14 protein-coding genes and 2 pseudogenes are annotated in these 18327 nt (G+C 41.4%); 13 read left to right on the top strand and 3 right to left on the bottom strand.

Annotation, left to right across the window (positions count from 1 at the left end; genetic code table 11):
• Window positions 1-134: 134 nt before the first annotated feature.
• Window positions 135-1043: a 1,4-dihydroxy-2-naphthoate polyprenyltransferase gene (locus HMPREF0027_RS00980; RefSeq protein WP_005621351.1), complete on the bottom strand. Its 909-nt coding sequence runs from the start codon at window positions 1041-1043 to the stop codon at window positions 135-137.
• Between the two features lie 96 nt (window positions 1044-1139).
• Between HMPREF0027_RS00980 and tsaA the strand changes: the two genes are divergently transcribed.
• The 9 genes and pseudogenes from tsaA (at window position 1140) to serA (ending at window position 9664) form a co-directional block, all read left to right on the top strand.
• Window positions 1140-1898, top strand: coding sequence for a tRNA (N6-threonylcarbamoyladenosine(37)-N6)-methyltransferase TrmO (gene tsaA, locus HMPREF0027_RS00975; protein ID WP_005621350.1), 759 nt, complete (start codon window positions 1140-1142; stop codon window positions 1896-1898).
• A gap of 42 nt (window positions 1899-1940) precedes the next feature.
• A pseudogene (locus tag HMPREF0027_RS00970) lies at window positions 1941-2652 on the top strand (SIMPL domain-containing protein).
• Window positions 2653-2793: 141 nt separating this feature from the next.
• Window positions 2794-3377, top strand: a pseudogene (gene aqpZ / locus HMPREF0027_RS00965) (aquaporin Z); the annotation flags it as partial.
• A gap of 162 nt (window positions 3378-3539) precedes the next feature.
• On the top strand, window positions 3540-3680 hold the full coding sequence (locus HMPREF0027_RS12065) for a hypothetical protein (RefSeq protein WP_005621345.1): 141 nt from the start codon (window positions 3540-3542) through the stop codon (window positions 3678-3680).
• Window positions 3681-3825: 145 nt separating this feature from the next.
• Complete coding sequence (slyD, locus tag HMPREF0027_RS00960) at window positions 3826-4404, top strand: peptidylprolyl isomerase (protein ID WP_005621343.1); 579 nt, start codon at window positions 3826-3828, stop codon at window positions 4402-4404.
• A gap of 131 nt (window positions 4405-4535) precedes the next feature.
• Entirely contained in the window at window positions 4536-6062 is a 1527-nt protein-coding gene (ilvA, locus tag HMPREF0027_RS00955) for a threonine ammonia-lyase, biosynthetic (RefSeq protein ID WP_005621341.1), read from the top strand.
• A 100-nt stretch (window positions 6063-6162) separates the two neighbouring features.
• A complete protein-coding gene (gene glmM, locus HMPREF0027_RS00950; RefSeq protein ID WP_005621339.1) occupies window positions 6163-7497 on the top strand; it encodes a phosphoglucosamine mutase in 1335 nt (444 codons plus the stop codon).
• A gap of 144 nt (window positions 7498-7641) precedes the next feature.
• A complete protein-coding gene (gene rpiA, locus HMPREF0027_RS00945) occupies window positions 7642-8301 on the top strand; it encodes a ribose-5-phosphate isomerase RpiA (RefSeq protein WP_005621337.1) in 660 nt (219 codons plus the stop codon).
• Window positions 8302-8434: 133 nt separating this feature from the next.
• Complete coding sequence (serA, locus tag HMPREF0027_RS00940) at window positions 8435-9664, top strand: phosphoglycerate dehydrogenase (RefSeq protein ID WP_044024200.1); 1230 nt, start codon at window positions 8435-8437, stop codon at window positions 9662-9664.
• A 75-nt stretch (window positions 9665-9739) separates the two neighbouring features.
• Here the strand turns inward: serA and znuA are convergent, their stop codons facing one another.
• On the bottom strand, window positions 9740-10744 hold the full coding sequence (znuA, locus tag HMPREF0027_RS00935) for a zinc ABC transporter substrate-binding protein ZnuA (RefSeq protein WP_005621333.1): 1005 nt from the start codon (window positions 10742-10744) through the stop codon (window positions 9740-9742).
• Between the two features lie 145 nt (window positions 10745-10889).
• On the opposite strand from znuA, the gene ubiD reads away from it, so the two are divergent.
• The gene (gene ubiD / locus HMPREF0027_RS00930; RefSeq protein WP_005621331.1) at window positions 10890-12353 is read left to right on the top strand and encodes a 4-hydroxy-3-polyprenylbenzoate decarboxylase; all 1464 of its coding nucleotides are present in this window, start codon (window positions 10890-10892) and stop codon (window positions 12351-12353) included.
• Window positions 12354-12502: 149 nt separating this feature from the next.
• Complete coding sequence (locus HMPREF0027_RS00925) at window positions 12503-13024, top strand: isoprenylcysteine carboxyl methyltransferase family protein (protein WP_044024199.1); 522 nt, start codon at window positions 12503-12505, stop codon at window positions 13022-13024.
• Between the two features lie 69 nt (window positions 13025-13093).
• Here HMPREF0027_RS00925 and HMPREF0027_RS00920 read toward each other — a convergent pair whose 3' ends face one another.
• Window positions 13094-14068, bottom strand: a complete 975-nt coding sequence (locus HMPREF0027_RS00920) for a DUF3298 domain-containing protein (protein WP_420808178.1) — start codon at window positions 14066-14068, stop codon at window positions 13094-13096.
• A gap of 505 nt (window positions 14069-14573) precedes the next feature.
• On the opposite strand from HMPREF0027_RS00920, the gene rne reads away from it, so the two are divergent.
• On the top strand, window positions 14574-17552 hold the full coding sequence (rne, locus tag HMPREF0027_RS00915) for a ribonuclease E (RefSeq protein ID WP_005621324.1): 2979 nt from the start codon (window positions 14574-14576) through the stop codon (window positions 17550-17552).
• A gap of 165 nt (window positions 17553-17717) precedes the next feature.
• Window positions 17718-18230, top strand: coding sequence for a hypothetical protein (locus HMPREF0027_RS00910; protein ID WP_005621322.1), 513 nt, complete (start codon window positions 17718-17720; stop codon window positions 18228-18230).
• Window positions 18231-18327 lie beyond the last annotated feature (97 nt).

The raw sequence follows: 18327 nt of genomic DNA, 5'->3' as shown, positions 1-18327 counted from the left end.
AGGCTGATTAAGATTAATCACTTCCTAAAGCAATTCGGTAGGGGAAGTCAGACGTGGGTTTTTCCGAACATAAAAAAGCAGAGCTGATGACTCTGCCTTTTAAAAAGAATGTACTATGAATGATATATAGATAATTATCCTAGGAAAATACCTAAGCCAAACAGTAAATTAGTGATTAATGCAAGCCCAGCCATTTGTCCTAAAATCGGGCGTAGTTCAATCGGGTCTTTATGGCGATAAACAAATAAGCCATGTTTGGCAAGTAATGGCACTACAAGCAGGAAAAGGAAGCTATACCAATGCTTAAATTCACTGATTGCAAAAATCAAATAAGAAACGACCGCTAATACTAATAGCGTAACATGATAAATGCGCCCGTTTTGACTACCGATACGAACAATTAAGGTATTTTTACCCGCTTGTTTGTCTTGGTTAATATCACGTAAGTTATTGATATTTAAAACCGCTACCGATAACAGGCCGCAGCCGAAAGCTGGGATAAAAATCATCGCCGGAATACTGTGCGCTTGTAAGTAAAATATGCCGATTACTGCCACAAACCCAAAGAAAATCAGTACGAATAAATCGCCTAATCCTAAATAACCATAAGCTTTCTTACCGACCGTATAGGTGATCGCCGCTACAATCGAAATCACCCCCAAGCTGATAAAGACCACTAAGTCTTGGATGGATTGATAAGCGTAAACCGTCAAGCCAACACCGGCAATAAATGATAGAAGGCTCAACAGGATCACTGCATTTCTTAATTGTCCACCGGTGATTGCGCCGTGCTGAATGGCACGTAATGGGCCAATGCGTTCTTTAGTATCAGAACCTTTGACATGATCGCCATAATCATTAGCGAAATTAGACAATACTTGTAATAAAATGGTGGTGATAAAAGCAAGTAACGTAGTGATTACATCGAAATGCCCAGCCCAATATGCTAATGCTGAACCGACGATAATAGAGGCAAGCGCTAAAGGTAATGTTCTTGGGCGAGCAGTAGTAAACCAAATTGAAAAAGTTGAATGCTGATTCATAAATAGATTGAATTAAGATAGTAAGGACTAAAATAGCTTATATTAATACAAAATGTTTATGTAGTTTTTGATTTTTAACAGGAAAAGTACAATTTTATGACAACTTTACAACCTTTAATGCTAAATCCAATTGGAGTTATCCATAGCCCTTATGATGAAAAGTTCTCCGTGCCACGCCAACCGAATTTGGTTCAAAAAGGCAAAGGCATACTGAAACTATTGCCGCCTTATAATTCTCCTGATGCGGTGCGAGGTATTGAGCAATTTAGTCATTTGTGGCTGATTTTCCAATTTCATCAGATTCCTGAGCGAGAATGGCATGCTACGGTGCGACCGCCTCGTTTAGGTGGGAATGAACGAGTTGGAGTATTCGCCAGCCGAGCGACACATCGTCCAAATCCAATTGGTTTATCTAAAGTAGCATTAGAAGGTGTTGAGATAAGTAATGGAGAAGTGCTATTAAAACTTGGTAGTGTGGATTTGGTTAACGGCACCCCGATTCTAGATATCAAACCTTATATTGCTTATGCGGATAGTGAACCCGATGCGCATTCCGGCTTTGCGCAAGATAAACCACAAGCCAAACTGGTGGTTGAGTTCTCGGAACAAGCATTACAAGCGGTCAAATTTTGCCAAAATTTTGCAAATTTCGGTATTACACAGCCACTTGATTTTATTCGCAATGTGATTGAGCAAGACCCTCGTCCGGCTTATCAACAAGGTAAAATCACTGAGCGGATTTATGGTATGAACCTTGCGGGCTATAATATTCGTTGGCAAATTTGTATGCAAAATGCCAATAAAGCCATTGTTCTGAGCATCGAAAATGAACTTAACGAGAAAACACACCTCTAAGCTAACACTTTGAGTTGAACTCATAATCATCAAGGAGACAGGATGAAATTACAAAAAATTCTTGCAATCTTACCGCTTGCTTTCACCAGTATGGTAAGTCATGCCGAAGAAAAAGAGATAACAACAAACAGTATGCCAACTCAATTTTCTTTTTCTACGGAAGTGAGTCGTACGGTAGAAAAAGACTTAATGCGAGCAATGGTTTATAGCCAGAAAGTCGGCAAGTCATTATCAGAACTCAAATCAACGATATCGACAAATCTGAACAAAGTGATTGCGGATGCTAAGCCTTATATGGGGATTAAAATTCAGACGGAAGGTGTAAGTAGTTACCCTAATTTATAATCAGAAAAATAAAGTAGATGGCTGGGTGGTAGAAGGCCGAATTCTATTTGAATCCAAAGATTTTGCTGCGATGGCGAAAGTTCTGGACAATTTAGGCGATGACGTAGCGATTAGTCATATTTCATTTAGTGTTTCGCCGGAAAAAATGGCGGCGCTAGAAGATGAAATGACCTTAGATATTATTAAACAATTTCAGCATAAAGCGGAAGTGGTACAGAAAGGCTTAAATGCAAAACGTTATACCTTAAGCCAAGTACAATTAGAAACGCCGAATGGCGAAGGAATGCACCAGCGTCCGATAATGGCAATGGCAAAAAGCAGTTACGCTGCACAGGAAAGCGGCTTACCGCTGGAAGCAGGCAGTGAAACGATTTCAGCAAGAGCCTCCGGTACAGTGACATTTGAGTAAAATTTATCTTTTTCTAAGAAAATGTGTAATGTTATTAGCATTAGACGTTTTTAGAATGGCTATTCAATTTAACTTAAGTGGATAGCATTGGAAAGCACAGACACATCTGTGTCATTTAATTTCATTTTTAAGGAAAATATAATGAAAAAATATTTCGCCGAGTTTTTCGGTACATTTTGGTTAGTATTTGGCGGCTGCGGTAGCGCAGTGTTAGCAGCAGGTATTCCTGAGTTAGGTATTGGCTATGCAGGCGTATCACTTGCATTCGGTTTAACCGTATTAACCATGGCTTATGCAGTAGGTCATATTTCAGGTGGTCACTTTAACCCGGCGGTTTCGATCGGTTTATTAGTCGGTGGTCGCTTTAATGTAAAAGACTTAGTGCCTTATATTGTTGCACAAGTTACCGGTGCGATTGCGGCTGCAGCGGTATTATATACGGTTGCTTTAGGTGCGGCAGGTTTTGCAAGTAACGGTTTTGCGGAGCATTCTCCACACGGTTATTCAATGATGGCGGCACTTGTGATTGAAGTGGTATTAACCGCGTTCTTCTTAATTATCATTATGGGTGCAACCAACAAACGTGCACCGGCAGGTTTTGCACGATTGCGATTGGTTTAGGTTTAACGTTAATTCACCTAATTTCAATTCCGGTAACCAATACTTCGGTAAATCCGGCTCGTTCAACCGGTGTTGCGTTATTCCAAGGTTCTTGGGCAATTGAGCAATTATGGTTATTCTGGGTTGCACCAATTTTAGGCGCAATTATCGGTGCATTAGCGTATCGTTTTATTGCTGAAGAAAAATAAACTTTAGTATCGTATAATGATAAATGCAGCGCTATTTCGGTAGCGCTGCATTTTGTATATAAGAGATATGGGATAAATATGAAATCGTTACTTAAACTTTTGGTGCTTACTGTAGGCTGTGGTCTATTAAGCGGTTGTTTAGTCACTTCGGTTGTGAGTGGTGTTGTCGGTACGGCTGTTGATGTGGTTGATACGGTTACACCGGATATTATTGATTAAATTTGCAGATTTCGTGCAAAATCAGACCACTTGTTTTAACTAAGCGGTCATTTTATTTCTATATTTTTGCAAACCTTTTGCAAATCTGTGATAAACCGCTAGAATGAATCGTATTTTTACCTAAATATATAAAAAGGAATCTTTAATGAAAATCGCAAAAAATGTTGTTCCAAGCATTGCTTATCAAGTTCGTACACAAGACGGTGTATTAGTTGATGAAGCACCGGTAAATCAACCGTTAGAATATTTACACGGTCATAACAACCTTGTTGAAGGTTTAGAAAAAGCGCTTGAAGGCAAAGTGGTAGGCGATGTTTTTGAAGTTCGCGTTAAACCGGAAGAAGGTTACGGCGAATACAACGAAAACATGGTTCAACGCGTACCAAAAGATGTATTCATGGGCGTTGATGAATTAGAAGTTGGTATGCGTTTTATCGCTGATACGGATTTAGGCCCGTTACCGGTAGTAATCACTGAAGTTGACGGTGATGAAGTTGTGGTTGACGGTAACCATATGTTAGCAGGTCAAGAGTTATTATTCTCTGTTGAAGTGGTTGCAACACGTGAAGCGACATTAGAAGAAATCGCACACGGTCACATTCATTCTGGCCATGAACACGGCGGTTGCTGTGGCGGTCATGGTGAAGAAGGCGGCTGCGGACATGACCATGATCACGACCATCACCACGGTCACGGCGGTTGTGGCTGCGGCGGTCACCACTAATTTCGATTGATATCATTATTGGCGCAAGCGGTTATCGCTTGTGCCTTTTTAGTTTTTTCAAATCAACCTGACGTACCTCTCAATACGCCGATAGTTAAAGTATAAAAATATAAAAAATACAGAGCAGTGTTATGAGCAATCCAACAATTCAATCCGGCACCGATTATCTGCGTGCTATCTTAAGTTCCAATATCTACGACCTTGCACAAGTGACGCCACTCCAGAAAATGGAAAAGCTTTCCGAGCGTCTCGGCAACCAAATTCTTATCAAACGTGAAGATCGCCAACCGGTACATAGCTTCAAATTGCGTGGCGCTTTTGCGATGATCTCAAATCTTTCAGCTAGTCAAAAGGCGGCAGGTGTAATTACCGCTTCAGCGGGCAATCATGCTCAAGGTGTTGCGCTTTCGGCAAAACATTTAGGGCTTCGTGCACTTATCGTGATGCCACAGAATACACCGGCAATTAAAGTGGATGCAGTAAGAGGATTCGGCGGAGAAGCATTGTTATTCGGCGCGAATTTTGATGAAGCGAAAGCGAAGGCATTAGAACTTTCCGAAGAACTCGGTATGACTTTTGTACCGCCTTTTGATCACCCGATGGTGATTGCCGGACAAGGTACAATCGGTATGGAATTAGTACAGCAACGTTCCGATTTAGATTATGTATTTGTACCGGTCGGCGGCGGTGGTTTAGCGGCAGGTATTGCGGTGTTGATTAAACAGGTTTTACCGAATGTGAAAGTGATTGGTGTTGAATCCAAAGATTCCGCTTGTTTGCAACATGCGTTGACAGTCGGTAAGCCGGATAACTTGGAACGTGTCGGATTATTTGCAGACGGGATTGCGGTAAGACGTATCGGCGATGAAACTTTCCGCTTATGTCAGCAGTACATTGATGAAGTGGTGTTGGTCGATAATGATCAAATTTGTGCGGCAATGAAAGATATTTTTGAAAACGTACGTGCGGTGGCAGAACCTTCCGGTGCGACTTCATTAGCCGGATTAAAACAATATGTTAAAGAGCATCAGCTTGAAGGTAAAAACTTAGCTTGCGTGCTTTCCGGTGCGAATTTGAATTTCCATACATTACGTTATGTTTCAGAACGCTGTGAAATCGGTGAGAAACATGAAGCCTTATTAGCAGTAACCATTCCGGAACAAAAAGGTAGTTTCTTAAAATTCTGTGAAATTTTAGGTAATCGTGCAGTGACCGAATTTAATTACCGCCATGCAGATGATCATCAAGCTTGCATTTTTGTCGGTGTGCGTATTACCGGCAGCACAGAAAAGGCTGAGATTATTCGGGATTTACAACAAAACGGCTACGATGTCACTGATCTTTCAGATGATGATATTGCGAAAACACATATTCGTTATATGGTGGGCGGACGTCCAACCAATCTTGCGAATGAGCAGCTTTATAGCTTTGAATTCCCTGAACAAAAAGGGGCATTATTAAAATTCTTACAAACGCTAACCGATTGGGATATTTCCTTATTCCACTATCGTGCGCACGGGGCGGACTACGGTGATATTTTGGCGGCGTTTGCGTTAAATAGTGAAGATGAAACCAAATTTAAACAACATTTGGAACAACTTGGATACCGTTATCAGAATGTAACGGAGAGCCCAGCGTACCGTTATTTTTTAAAATAACCGGCTAGCAGCGAATTTTTTGTTTAAATTGTTGTCTAAGCTTTTGCAATTTATAACTTTTTTCTTATTAATTTTTCTACTCTCTTTCGAGGATTTAAATATGGCAGAACGTAAATATTTTGGTACGGACGGTGTACGTGGCAAAGTGGGTCAATTTCCTATCACTCCGGATTTCGCATTAAAACTAGGCTGGGCAGCAGGTAAAATTCTTGCAACACAAGGCACAAAAAAAGTTTTAATCGGTAAAGATACGCGTATTTCAGGTTATATGTTGGAGTCAGCATTAGAGGCTGGTCTTGCTGCGGCAGGTCTTTCAGCTGCATTTGTAGGCCCAATGCCGACACCGGCGATTGCGTATCTTACTCGTACTTTCCGTGCCGAAGCGGGGATTGTGATTTCAGCATCACATAACCCATATTACGATAATGGTATTAAGTTTTTCTCGAATGTCGGTGAGAAATTACCGGATGAAGTAGAAGAAGCGATTGAAGCACTTTTAGATCAACCGATGGATTGTGTTGAGTCAGCACAATTAGGTCGTGCAACGCGAATCAATGATGCGGCAGGCCGTTATATCGAATTCTGTAAAGGAACCTTCTCGGCAAACGCAAGCTTGAAAGGCTATAAAATTGTAGTGGATTGTGCGCACGGTGCAACTTACCATATCGTACCTAACGTCATGCGTGAGCTTGGTGCGGAAGTGATTGAGATCGGTACGAAACCGGACGGTTTAAATATCAATGAAAAATGTGGTGCAACCGATATTACCGCATTACAAAAAGTTGTTGTTGAGTCAGGTGCAGACGTTGGTCTTGCTTATGACGGTGACGGTGACCGTATCATGATGGTTGACCATTTAGGTAATAAAGTAGATGGTGACCAAATCCTATTTATTATTGCTCGTGAAGCATTACGTTCAGGCAAATTACACGGCGGTGTAGTCGGTACGTTAATGAGTAATATGGGCTTAGAAGTGGCATTAAAACACTTAGCGATTCCATTTACTCGTGCGAATGTCGGTGACCGTTACGTATTAGAACAATTAAAAGAAAAAGGCTGGAAACTGGGTGGCGAAAACTCAGGTCACATTATCGTGTTAGATAAAAACACCACTGGTGACGGTATTATCGCTTCTCTTGAAGTACTTGCAGCGATGGAAGCGCATAAAATAAGCTTAAATGATCTTGCGCGTGCAGTGCCGTTATTCCCACAAGTGTTACTTAACGTTCGTTTTGAAGGCGGTAAAAATCCGTTGGAAAGCGATACGGTAAAAGCGGTGGCGGCAGACGTGAGAAAACGTCTTGCAGGCAAAGGTCGTATTCTTCTGCGTAAGTCTGGTACAGAGCCACTTATTCGTGTTATGGTGGAATGTGAAGACGGTGCATTAGCACAAAGCTGTGCGGAAGAAATCGTTGAAGCGGTTAAAAATAACTAACTAATGACAAGCGGTCGAATTTTTGCAAAAATTTGCGGAAATTCGACCGCTTTTCTTATTGTGACTTTCTTGGTCAGTAGCCGAAAAGAAGCATAGCGTTTTACTCTCATCTTAAAATAATACTAACTAAAAAAAGGATTCATTATGACCCAACAAGAAATGAAAAAAATTGCTGCTCAAGCTGCGCTTCAATTCGTAAAACCGGATACTATCGTGGGGGTGGGGAGCGGTTCTACCGTAAATCGTTTTATTGATGCATTAGCGTCAATGAAAGATCAAATTAAAGGTGCGGTGGCAGCATCAAAAGCTTCTGAAGAGCGCTTACGTGCGATCGGTATTGAAGTGTTTAACGCAAATGAAGTGATTGAATTAGACGTATATATTGACGGTGCGGATGAAATTACTCCTCAAGGCGCAATGATCAAAGGCGGTGGTGCGGCACTAACCCGTGAGAAAATCGTTAGTTCATTAGCGAAGAAATTTATTTGTATCGTAGATAGCTCAAAACAAGTGGATGTACTAGGTTCAACCTTCCCATTACCGGTGGAAGTGATTCCAATGGCACGTTCTTACGTTGCTCGCCAATTAGTAGCGTTAGGCGGTTCACCGGAATATCGTGAAGGCGTAGTGACTGATAATGGCAATGTTATTTTGGATGTACACAATTTCCAAATTCTTGAGCCATTAAAAATGGAACATACCATCAATAATATTGCCGGTGTCGTGACAAACGGAATCTTTGCACAGCGCTATGCAAACGTAACCATTGTCGGTACTCCTGAAGGTGCAAAAATTATCGAATAATCGTACTCTTTGATACACGGAATGTAATGATAAAGCTTATAACGATAAGTTCTGTTAAAGTGAAAAATATTCCGTGTATTTCGTTAGGCAATGTGATAAAAGTAAAAGCAAACACAACACACAAGGACCTAAAATGACAACTCCTATCGACAAATCTCAAATAAAATTTCTTTTGCTAGAAGGCGTTCATCAAAATGCATTAGACGTGTTACAGGCGGTCGGTTATACCAATATTGAATATCATAAAAAAGCGTTAGACGGTGATGACTTAATTAATGCCATTAAAGATGCGCATTTTGTAGGCTTACGTTCTCGTACTCATTTAACTAAAGAAGTATTAGCGCATGCGAAAAACCTAGTGTCGATCGGCTGTTTTTGTATCGGTACCAACCAAGTCGATTTAAATGAAGCGAAACGCCTCGGTATTCCGGTGTTTAATGCACCGTTCTCAAATACTCGTTCGGTAGCAGAATTAGTATTAGCCGAAATTATTCTCTTAATGCGCCAAGTGCCGAAAGCGAATGCGGAAGTACATCGTGGCGTATGGAACAAATCAGCAGCCGGCTCAAATGAAGTACGTGGTAAAAAATTAGGGATTGTAGGTTACGGTCATATCGGTTCGCAATTAAGCGTGATGGCGGAATCTATCGGTATGCAAGTGTATTTTTATGATATTGAAAATAAACTGCCGTTAGGTAACGCACAACAAATTACAAACTTAGATGAACTGCTTGCCAGCTGCGATGCGGTTTCATTACACGTACCGGAAAATGCTTCAACCAAAAATTTAATGAATGCAGATCGTATTGTGCAATTAAAAGAAGATTCGGTGTTGATCAATGCGGCGCGTGGTACGGTGGTTGATATTGACGCTTTAGCAGCACGTTTAGCGCAAGGTACGTTACGTGGGGCGGCGATTGACGTATTCCCAGTAGAGCCGGCTTCGGTTAATGATCCATTTGAATCACCGCTTTGCCAATTCGATAATGTGATTTTGACTCCGCATATCGGTGGTTCAACTGCAGAAGCACAAGCGAATATCGGTACGGAAGTGGCAAGCAAATTCGTTAAATATGCGGATAACGGCTCAACTCTTTCAGCGGTTAACTTCCCTGAAGTATCGTTACCGATTCTGCACAGCGATGCGAAACGTTTATTACATATTCACGAAAACCGCCCAGGTATTCTAAATAAGATCAACCAAGTGTTCGTAGATGGTAACGTGAATATCGCCGGTCAGTATCTACAAACGGATCCGAATATCGGTTATGTGGTCATTGATGTGGAATTAGACGATGCAAGCGAAGCGTTAGAACGCTTACAACAAATTGACGGCACAATTAAAGCCCGTGTGATTTCATAATATTTATATCAAATGACAAGCGGTGAAATTTGCAAAGTTTTCTGCAAATTTCACCGCTTATTTTTTATCTTTCGATTACTTCAAACATTGACTGAACTCATCGGCAATCGCTTGTAAGAATTGCGGATAAGCAGTTTGACTTAATTCGATTTTTGCGCCAAGAGGATCTAATTGTCCGACTTTAACTTGCGTACCTTTGCTGAGGCTTTCAATCACTTTCGGTGTGAATTGAGGTTCGGCAAATAAACATTGCGCCTTGTGTTCAGCGATATTTTTCTTAATCATGCTTAATGTTTTCGCACCGGGTGCTACACTTGGGTTAATCGTAAATGAACCTAATGAATTTAAGCCGTAAGCACGTTCAAAATAGCCGTAAGCATCATGGAAAGTATAATAACCTTTACCTTTTACTTGTGACAATTGATTACGGATTTGTTCGTTTTTAGCGGTTAAATTTGCTTTAAATGTTGCAAGATTTTCCGCAATTTTCGCTTTTTGTTCAGGTAATTGTACGCTTAGGCGTGCTGCGATCTGCTCTGCTGCGGCAAGGCTTGCTTCAGGCGAGAACCAAATGTGCCAGTCTTTATCATGGCTGTGGCCTTCGTGATCATGGTGATGATCATGACCTTCATGAGCGTGTTCATGATGCTCATGTTTGTGATCGTGGTGTTCGTGGTGTTCATGATGCTCATGTTTGTGATCGTGGTGTTCGTGGTGTTCATGCTTATGGTCGTGATCATGTTTTTCAGTCGCATCAACAATCGCTTTAATTGCCGGTACATCATCTAAACTAAGCACTTTCTCTTTCGGTAATTTGTCGATACTTTTTTCTAAAAACGTTTCTAAATCTTCACCCACCCAAACCACAAGTTGCGCAGACTTTAACTGCTCTACATCAGATGGCTTTAAGCTGTAATCGTGCGGAGATGCGGTCACTGGCAATAACACCTTGCTCTCTGTAACGCCTTCTGTGATTGCGCTTGCGATAAAGCCTAATGGTTTGACCGTAGTAAGTACATCGGCATTTGCGACTACGGTTGTGCCTAGCATAGCTAATGCTAAAGCAGTTTTCTTAAACATAGTATTCTCCTTTTGGATTAAAGTTGAGCGATTTTATCAAACTTTCGTAAAATTGCTATATAGTTTATCATAAATTTTTTATGGGTATTTTTCATTTGTTGTTTTCTATATACTAGCGGTCAGATTTTTCTGATTTTTTACCAATATGAAATACAAAGATTTACGTGAATTTTTAGCTCTGTTGGAAAGCCAAGGCGAATTAGTGCGAGTTAAGCAGGAAATCGATCCTTATCTTGAAATGGCGGAAATTTCCGATCGCACCTTACGCAAGGGTGGACCGGCGATTTTATTTGAAAACCCAAAAGGCTACCAAATGCCGGTGCTGTGTAATTTGTTCGGCACACCGAAACGTGTTGCGTTAGGCATGGGGCAAGAAGATACACATGCCTTACGAGAACTAGGGAAATTATTGGCGTTTCTCAAAGAGCCTGAGCCACCGAAAGGTTTTAAAGAGCTAATCGGGCAATTACCGCAATGGAAACAAGTGCTGAATATGCCGAGCAAAGTTTTGGGTAAAGCGGATTGCCAACAAGTGGTATTAAGCGGCGATGAGGTGGATCTGTATAAATTACCGATTATGCATTGTCACGAAGGCGATGTTGCACCGCTTGTCACTTGGGGATTAACCATTACCCAAGGGCCTTATAAAAAACGCCAAAATCTTGGGATTTATCGCCAACAGCTGATCGGCAAGAACAAGCTGATTATGCGTTGGTTATCGCATCGTGGCGGTGCGTTGGATTTCCATGAATGGAAGGAAGCTAATCCGGATAAACCGTTTCCGGTTTCGGTGGCTATCGGTGCCGATCCGGCAACTATTTTAGCCGCGGTCACACCGATTCCCGATACCTTATCAGAATATGCATTCGCCGGTTTATTACGCGGTCAGAAAACTGAGGTGGCCAAGTCCATTAGTAATGATTTGGAAGTGCCGGCAAGTGCGGAAATAGTGTTGGAGGGTTATATCGAGCCGAATGAAACTGCACTAGAAGGCCCGTACGGAGATCATACCGGCTATTACAATGAACAAGAGTATTTTCCGGTATTTACTGTTACACATATCACCATGCGTCGTGATGCGGTTTATCACTCGACTTACACCGGTCGTCCGCCGGATGAGCCGGCAGTCCTTGGCGAAGCGTTAAACGAAGTATTTATTCCGATTTTGCAAAAGCAATTTCCGGAAATAGTGGACTTCTATCTACCGCAGGAAGGATGTTCTTATCGCCTTGCAGTGGTGACGATTAAAAAACAATATGCCGGTCACGCCAAACGAGTGATGATGGGCGTTTGGTCGTTCCTCCGTCAATTTATGTACACCAAATTTGTAATTGTCTGTGATGACGATGTAAACGCAAGAGATTGGAAAGACGTAATTTGGGCGATTACCACACGTTGTGACCCGAGCCGAGATACCACCTTGATTGATCATACACCGATTGATTACCTGGATTTCGCTTCACCGATTGCGGGCTTAGGCTCAAAAATGGGGATTGATGCAACCAATAAATGGCCTGGCGAAACCAGCCGTGAATGGGGTACACCGATTAAAAAAGATCCGAATGTCGTTAAACGTGTTGATGAAATTTGGGATCAATTAGGGCTATAATTTTAACAATACGGTGAAAAGTTCGCTGAAAATTACAAGAGCAAGCGGTTAAATTCCCTTAAAAATTTACCGAATAAAAACAGCTTATTTCAGCAGCTTTCGCCGTGTTTGATTTTTATTTTCTATTACCATTTATTAAAGGAGAACTTATGTTACTGGTAAATCTTACCTTTATTAGCTTTTTTATTGTTCGTTTGTATAGTTTGAGCATTTCAATTAGAAATGAGAAAGCGCTTATCCAAAAAGGTGCTACGCAACACGGCAGTAAAAATTCAAAATTATTATCTATTGTGCATGTCCTGTTCTATTTTTCTGCGTTGTTTGAAGCGAATTATTTTGCCCATCATTGGGACTATCTCAGCACGATCGGCACAGTTACTTTATTTTTCGCCTATATTGCGCTCTTTTGGGTGATCAATGAATTAAAAGAAATTTGGACGGTGAAACTCTATATTTTGCCAAACCATAAAATTAACACTTCAACGTTATTCAGAACGATTAAACACCCTAACTATTTCCTCAATATCATTCCGGAATTAATTGGCGTGGTGCTACTTTGTCATGCATGGAACACATTGATGTACTTATTCCCGATTTATCTTGTCGTATTAGGTATTCGCATTTATCAAGAAGAAAAAGTGATGAAGCCGCTGTTTGAGCAAGTTAGATAAGCAATAAATAACAAGCGGTTAAATTTGCAAAATTTTCTGCAAATTTAACCGCTTGCTTATATGACTTAATTACTCATTTTCAGCTTGGATATGATCCGGTGCTAAATCGTAGCCGTCTTTTGGTTTACGTTGATATTCTGGATTGAGTAACTGATTAATTTCATACCAAGGTACAGTCAGGCTGATTTCACCTTCAGCGAATGGGCCTAATGCATACGGCGGATAAATAAATTTCACCCCATCATCGGTAAATAAGAAATCTTCCGAAACATAAAAGTCTTGTTTCGGGGTAAAGGTGCTGTATTTGCCGTTTGCATCCGGTTCGTTGCGCTGTTCGTAATGGCTCCACAAAATCGCAGAGAGTTCCACTTGTTTTGCCGGTGAGAGTAAGTCATCCAGTAAAATGATACGTTTTTTATTTACATCGATATTAAAATATTTGGTGTGGTAGTTATTATGTGCGCCGCCGCTATATTCGTCGTAGTTTTGGAAAAAGGTCACGATATTATGACGTTGTCCTAAATAAATGGTTTCGGCGGTGCGAGAAATGCCGAGTGTCATTCCTTCTTTTAAAGTTTCTAAACTTTCCTGATAATCTTTTTCTAATACTGTTTTCAACTGATTTAACTCATCACCGTTTATCGCATTACGATCGATTTTACTGTCGGCATCCGCCGGAACAGGCTGATAGCTAATTAAAATCTGTTTCGCCAGTAAATTATCCAACCAATCAAAACTGGTTTTGGCGAGACTGATGAAATAATATTGTTCCGCAGAAAGAATTGCTTGCTCTTGATTGGCTTGCGGTTTGAATTTTATACGTTCCGCTTTAGCAAAAAATGGGTAAATTTCAACGTTTAATGCCGGAAAAGTGGCTAATGTATCACCTGTTTTTCCCGCAATCGATTGCTGTAAAGCGGTCAATTCTTGCTGAGATTTCGCAAGTTGTTCATTTAGTTGAGAAATTTTTTGTTCGGCTTGTTGTAATTGTGTGGTGGCGGCATTGCTATTTTGTTCATTGCAAGCGGAGACAAGCATACTCATTGCAACTACTATTGCTAATAATGATTTTCTCATTAAATTCTCCTTTAAAATAAAGCTTAAATTCCATACAAAAATAGCAAAAATTCAACAAATTGCAATATTTTCTAAATAAATAGGCTACTCAAACCAGCGATATTTGCCTTGCCTATTAAGGCCTTAAAATGCAATAATGGTACGCTTTTTCTTGTCATAAAAATTGCACGGCAATTTAGTAAAAAATGACGCAAAAAGCACCGCTTGCTACGTTGCAAGTTGAAAAGCTAAGTGATTGATTATGCGGTTAATTCGAGACAAGAAGAATGAAACGTAAGACAAAATCAGCACAAATTGAGCCACTTAATTAAAACCTACTTTTTGACAGTCGGGAGACTGCCCGAAATCCAATAAGAATACAAAGGTATTTCACGTAATATAAGAAGGATCTAATTCAGCGTATTAATGCTTAAAAAGTATGTTTAATTGGAGCGGCAATTTAAAAACAAAAAACAAATAATGAGAAAACACAATGAAAAGAATGTTAATCAATGCAACTCAAAAAGAAGAGTTGCGCGTTGCACTCGTTGACGGGCAACGTTTATTCGATTTAGATATCGAAAGCCCGGGACACGAACAAAAAAAATCAAATATCTACAAAGGGAAAATTACCCGTGTTGAACCAAGCCTTGAGGCCGCATTCGTTGATTATGGTGCGGAGCGTCATGGTTTCCTGCCTTTAAAAGAAATCTCTCGTGAATATTTCCCAGCGGATTACGTATTCAACGGTCGCCCAAATATCAAAGATATTATCAAAGAAGGGCAAGAAGTGATTGTCCAAGTGAGTAAAGAAGAACGTGGTAACAAAGGTGCTGCGCTGACGACTTTTATCTCACTTGCCGGTAGCTATTTAGTGTTAATGCCAAATAATCCGCGTGCGGGCGGTATTTCTCGCCGTATTGAAGGTGATGAACGCTTAGAATTAAAAGAAGCGTTAGACTGCTTAGACGTGCCGGAAGATGTAGGTTTAATCGTGCGTACCGCCGGTGTCGGCAAATCACCGGAAGAACTTCAATGGGACTTAAAAGTCCTGTTACATCACTGGGAAGCGATCAAAAAAGCGGCGGAATCTCGTCCGGCACCATTCCTTATCCATCAAGAAAGTGATGTGATTGTGAGAGCGATCCGTGACTATCTCCGTCGTGATATCGGCGAAATCTTAATTGATAACAAAAAAATCTTCGAAAAAGCGAAAAACCATATTCGTTTAGTGCGTCCTGATTTTATTAATCGTGTACGTTTATACGAAGGTGAAGTGCCGTTATTCAGCCATTATCAAATCGAATCACAAATCGAATCGGCGTTCCAACGTGAAGTGCGTTTACCGTCCGGCGGTTCAATTGTTATTGACGTCACTGAAGCGCTAACGGCGATTGATATTAACTCATCACGCTCAACCCGTGGCGGTGATATTGAAGAGACTGCGTTAAATACCAACTTAGAAGCAGCGGACGAAATTGCACGTCAATTACGTTTGCGTGACTTAGGTGGTTTGATTGTCATCGACTTTATCGATATGACCCCGGTTCGTCACCAACGTGAAGTGGAAAACCGTATCCGTGAAGCGACACGCCAAGACCGCGCGCGTATTCAATTTGGTCGTATTTCACGTTTCGGTTTATTAGAAATGAGCCGTCAGCGTTTAAGTCCATCACTAAGTGAAGCGTCAAGCCATGTATGTCCTCGTTGCCAAGGTACGGGTAAAGTACGTGATAACGAATCTATCGCACTTTCGATTTTACGTTTATTAGAAGAAGAGGCGATCAAAGAAAATACCGCTCAAGTTCACACTATTGTGCCGGTACAAATTGCGTCTTACTTACTCAATGAAAAACGTAAAGCGATCTCAAGTATTGAAAAACGCCATGATGTACAAGTGGTGGTTGTGCCGACAGAAAGCATGGAAACCCCGCATTTCAGCGTATATCGTTTACGTGAAAACGAAGTGTTACCAACACTTAGCTATGATTTAGCGAAGCACTATCATGCTCGTGAAGATGATGTTCAGCCGAATACACATACAGTTTCGGAAGAAGCGTTAGTGACACGTAATGAACCGGTGATTACCGTAGAATCAGTGTTACAAAGTTCTGAGTTAAATCTTCAACTTGCACCGACACCGGCAGCACCGGCCAAACCTTCACTCCTAAGCCGTTTAATTGCGAAAGTGAAGAGCTTGTTTGCAGCGGAAGAAAAAGTTGAAGAAAAACCGAAGCCGAAAGCTCGTAACCAACGTGAGCGCCGTAACCGTCGTGAGCGTCCAAATCGTGGAGAACGCCAAGAGCGTAAACAGCAACAACAAGACGAGCAAAAGGCACAGCGTCAGGAACGTAACCAAGAGCGTGCGGAATCGAAGAAAGCTCGCCGCCAAGTGGTTGAAGAAGTTGCAGGCGCTCCAGAAACTCAAACGGAACAAGCACAACGCCCGCAACGTGAAAATCAAGTAGCGGAACGCCGCCAACGTCGTGACTTACGTAAAAAAGTACGTGTTGAAGCGAAACCTCAAGCATTTGTGAGTCCGGAAGTGATTTCAGCTGTAACAGAGAGCAAACCGTCAGACGAAAGTGTGAAAGCTGCTGTGCAAGACAGCAGTTCGGATGTTGTTGCGGAAGAACGTACGGAGCAGCGTGAAAATAATCGCCAACGTCGTTTACCTCGTCATTTACGTGTGGGTAATCAGCGTCGCCGTGAAAATAACCGCCGTGAACATTCTGCGGTAACAGCAATGCCTTTAGTGGCAGCGGTTGCTTCTCCGGAAATGGCAAGCGGTAAGATTTGGGTGAAATTTAGCAACCAACCAGTGGCTACAAAAGCTGCAGCGAAGGCAGAAGAGAAACCTCGTTTCTTATCTGTAGATGAAATGTTAGAGCAACAACAAGAGCCGGAAGTTGTACCAACAGTGCCAACCGTTGAGAAAAGCGTGAACTCTGCAGCACCTTTTGGTGCTTTTGTTACCCAGCATTCTGATCGTGATTTAGTGAAAGAAAACAAAGAACGTGCGCAGCATATTGTATCTGATGAGCCGAAAGAAGATGCGCAGTTGGTGGAAAAAGCAATGGCAAAACACGTTGCGCCACTAGGTGGTTTTGTTTCTCAACATACTGATCGTGATTTAGTAAAAGAGAAAAATGAACGTGTACAGAAACACCAAGCGCAAGCAACTTCTGCACCGGCACTTGAAAGTGTAAGCACGGAAGAGATTTTTGATCCGGTATCAAGCTATGAAAGTAGCTATAGTTTCTCTGGTCATTTAGGTACATTCTCTCGTGTACAACATACAAAAGCTGCGATGACTGTGGCATCAGCACCGGCAGAAATGCCTGCCGAAGCAAATGTAACAGAGTGGACACAATCAAAATATTACTTCCATGGTAAAGGTTTTGGCGGTCATTCTAGCGCAGTAAACCATGTACATTCAGCACCACGTATTGCCAGTGCAGATGTAGAGTAATCGTTAACTAATCGTATTTAAAAAGCCAATTGTTTAGTCAATTGGCTTTTTTTTGTGCAATAAAGCTGTTATAATGCAACTTCTGAGAATAAGCTCAGTCTAAAGATCCTGAATGCGCTTGATTTAATCAGTCGCAAACAATCTTTTTTACATAAGGAAAAGCAAATGAAAAAATCTCTTTTAGCATTAGTATTAGGTGCAGCGTTTACATTAAGCGCTTGTGATCAAGCAAACCAAGCGAAAGATGCGGCAGCAGCGAAAGTTGAAGAAGCAAAAGTAGCGACTCAAGAAGCAGCACAAACAGTAGCGGATAAAGCGGCTGAAGTGAAAGATGCGGCAGCAGCTAAAGCTGAAGAGGCAAAAGCAGCAACTCGAGAAGTGGCACAAGCAGTAGCAGATAAAGCGGCTGAAGTGAAAGACACAGCAGCAGCGAAAGCAGAAGAAGCAAAAGCGGCAACTCAAGACGCGGCACAAGCAGTAGCGGATAAAGCAGCGGAAATGAAAGATGCGGCAGCAGCGAAAGCAGAAGAAGCGAAAGCGGCAACTCAAGACGCCACACAAGCAGGAGCGGATAAAGCAGCAGAAATGAAAGATGCGGCGGCAACTAAAGTTGAAGCCGCAGCTGAAGCTGTAAAAGAAAAAGCAACTGAAGTAAAAGAAGCAGTTGAAGCTAAATAATTCTTGCTAAGGTATCTCCAAACCAAAGAAAAAAGCTCGCAAAATGATCTGACCCCAAAAAGTTAGATTGTTTAATTTAAGGACTGAGTTCTGTATT

The sequence above is a fragment of the Actinobacillus ureae ATCC 25976 genome (genome assembly GCF_000188255.1).
Classification (GTDB): domain Bacteria; phylum Pseudomonadota; class Gammaproteobacteria; order Enterobacterales; family Pasteurellaceae; genus Actinobacillus; species Actinobacillus ureae.
Note: the sequence above shows the minus strand (reverse complement) of the source record. Positions and strands in the feature narration are given on the sequence as shown.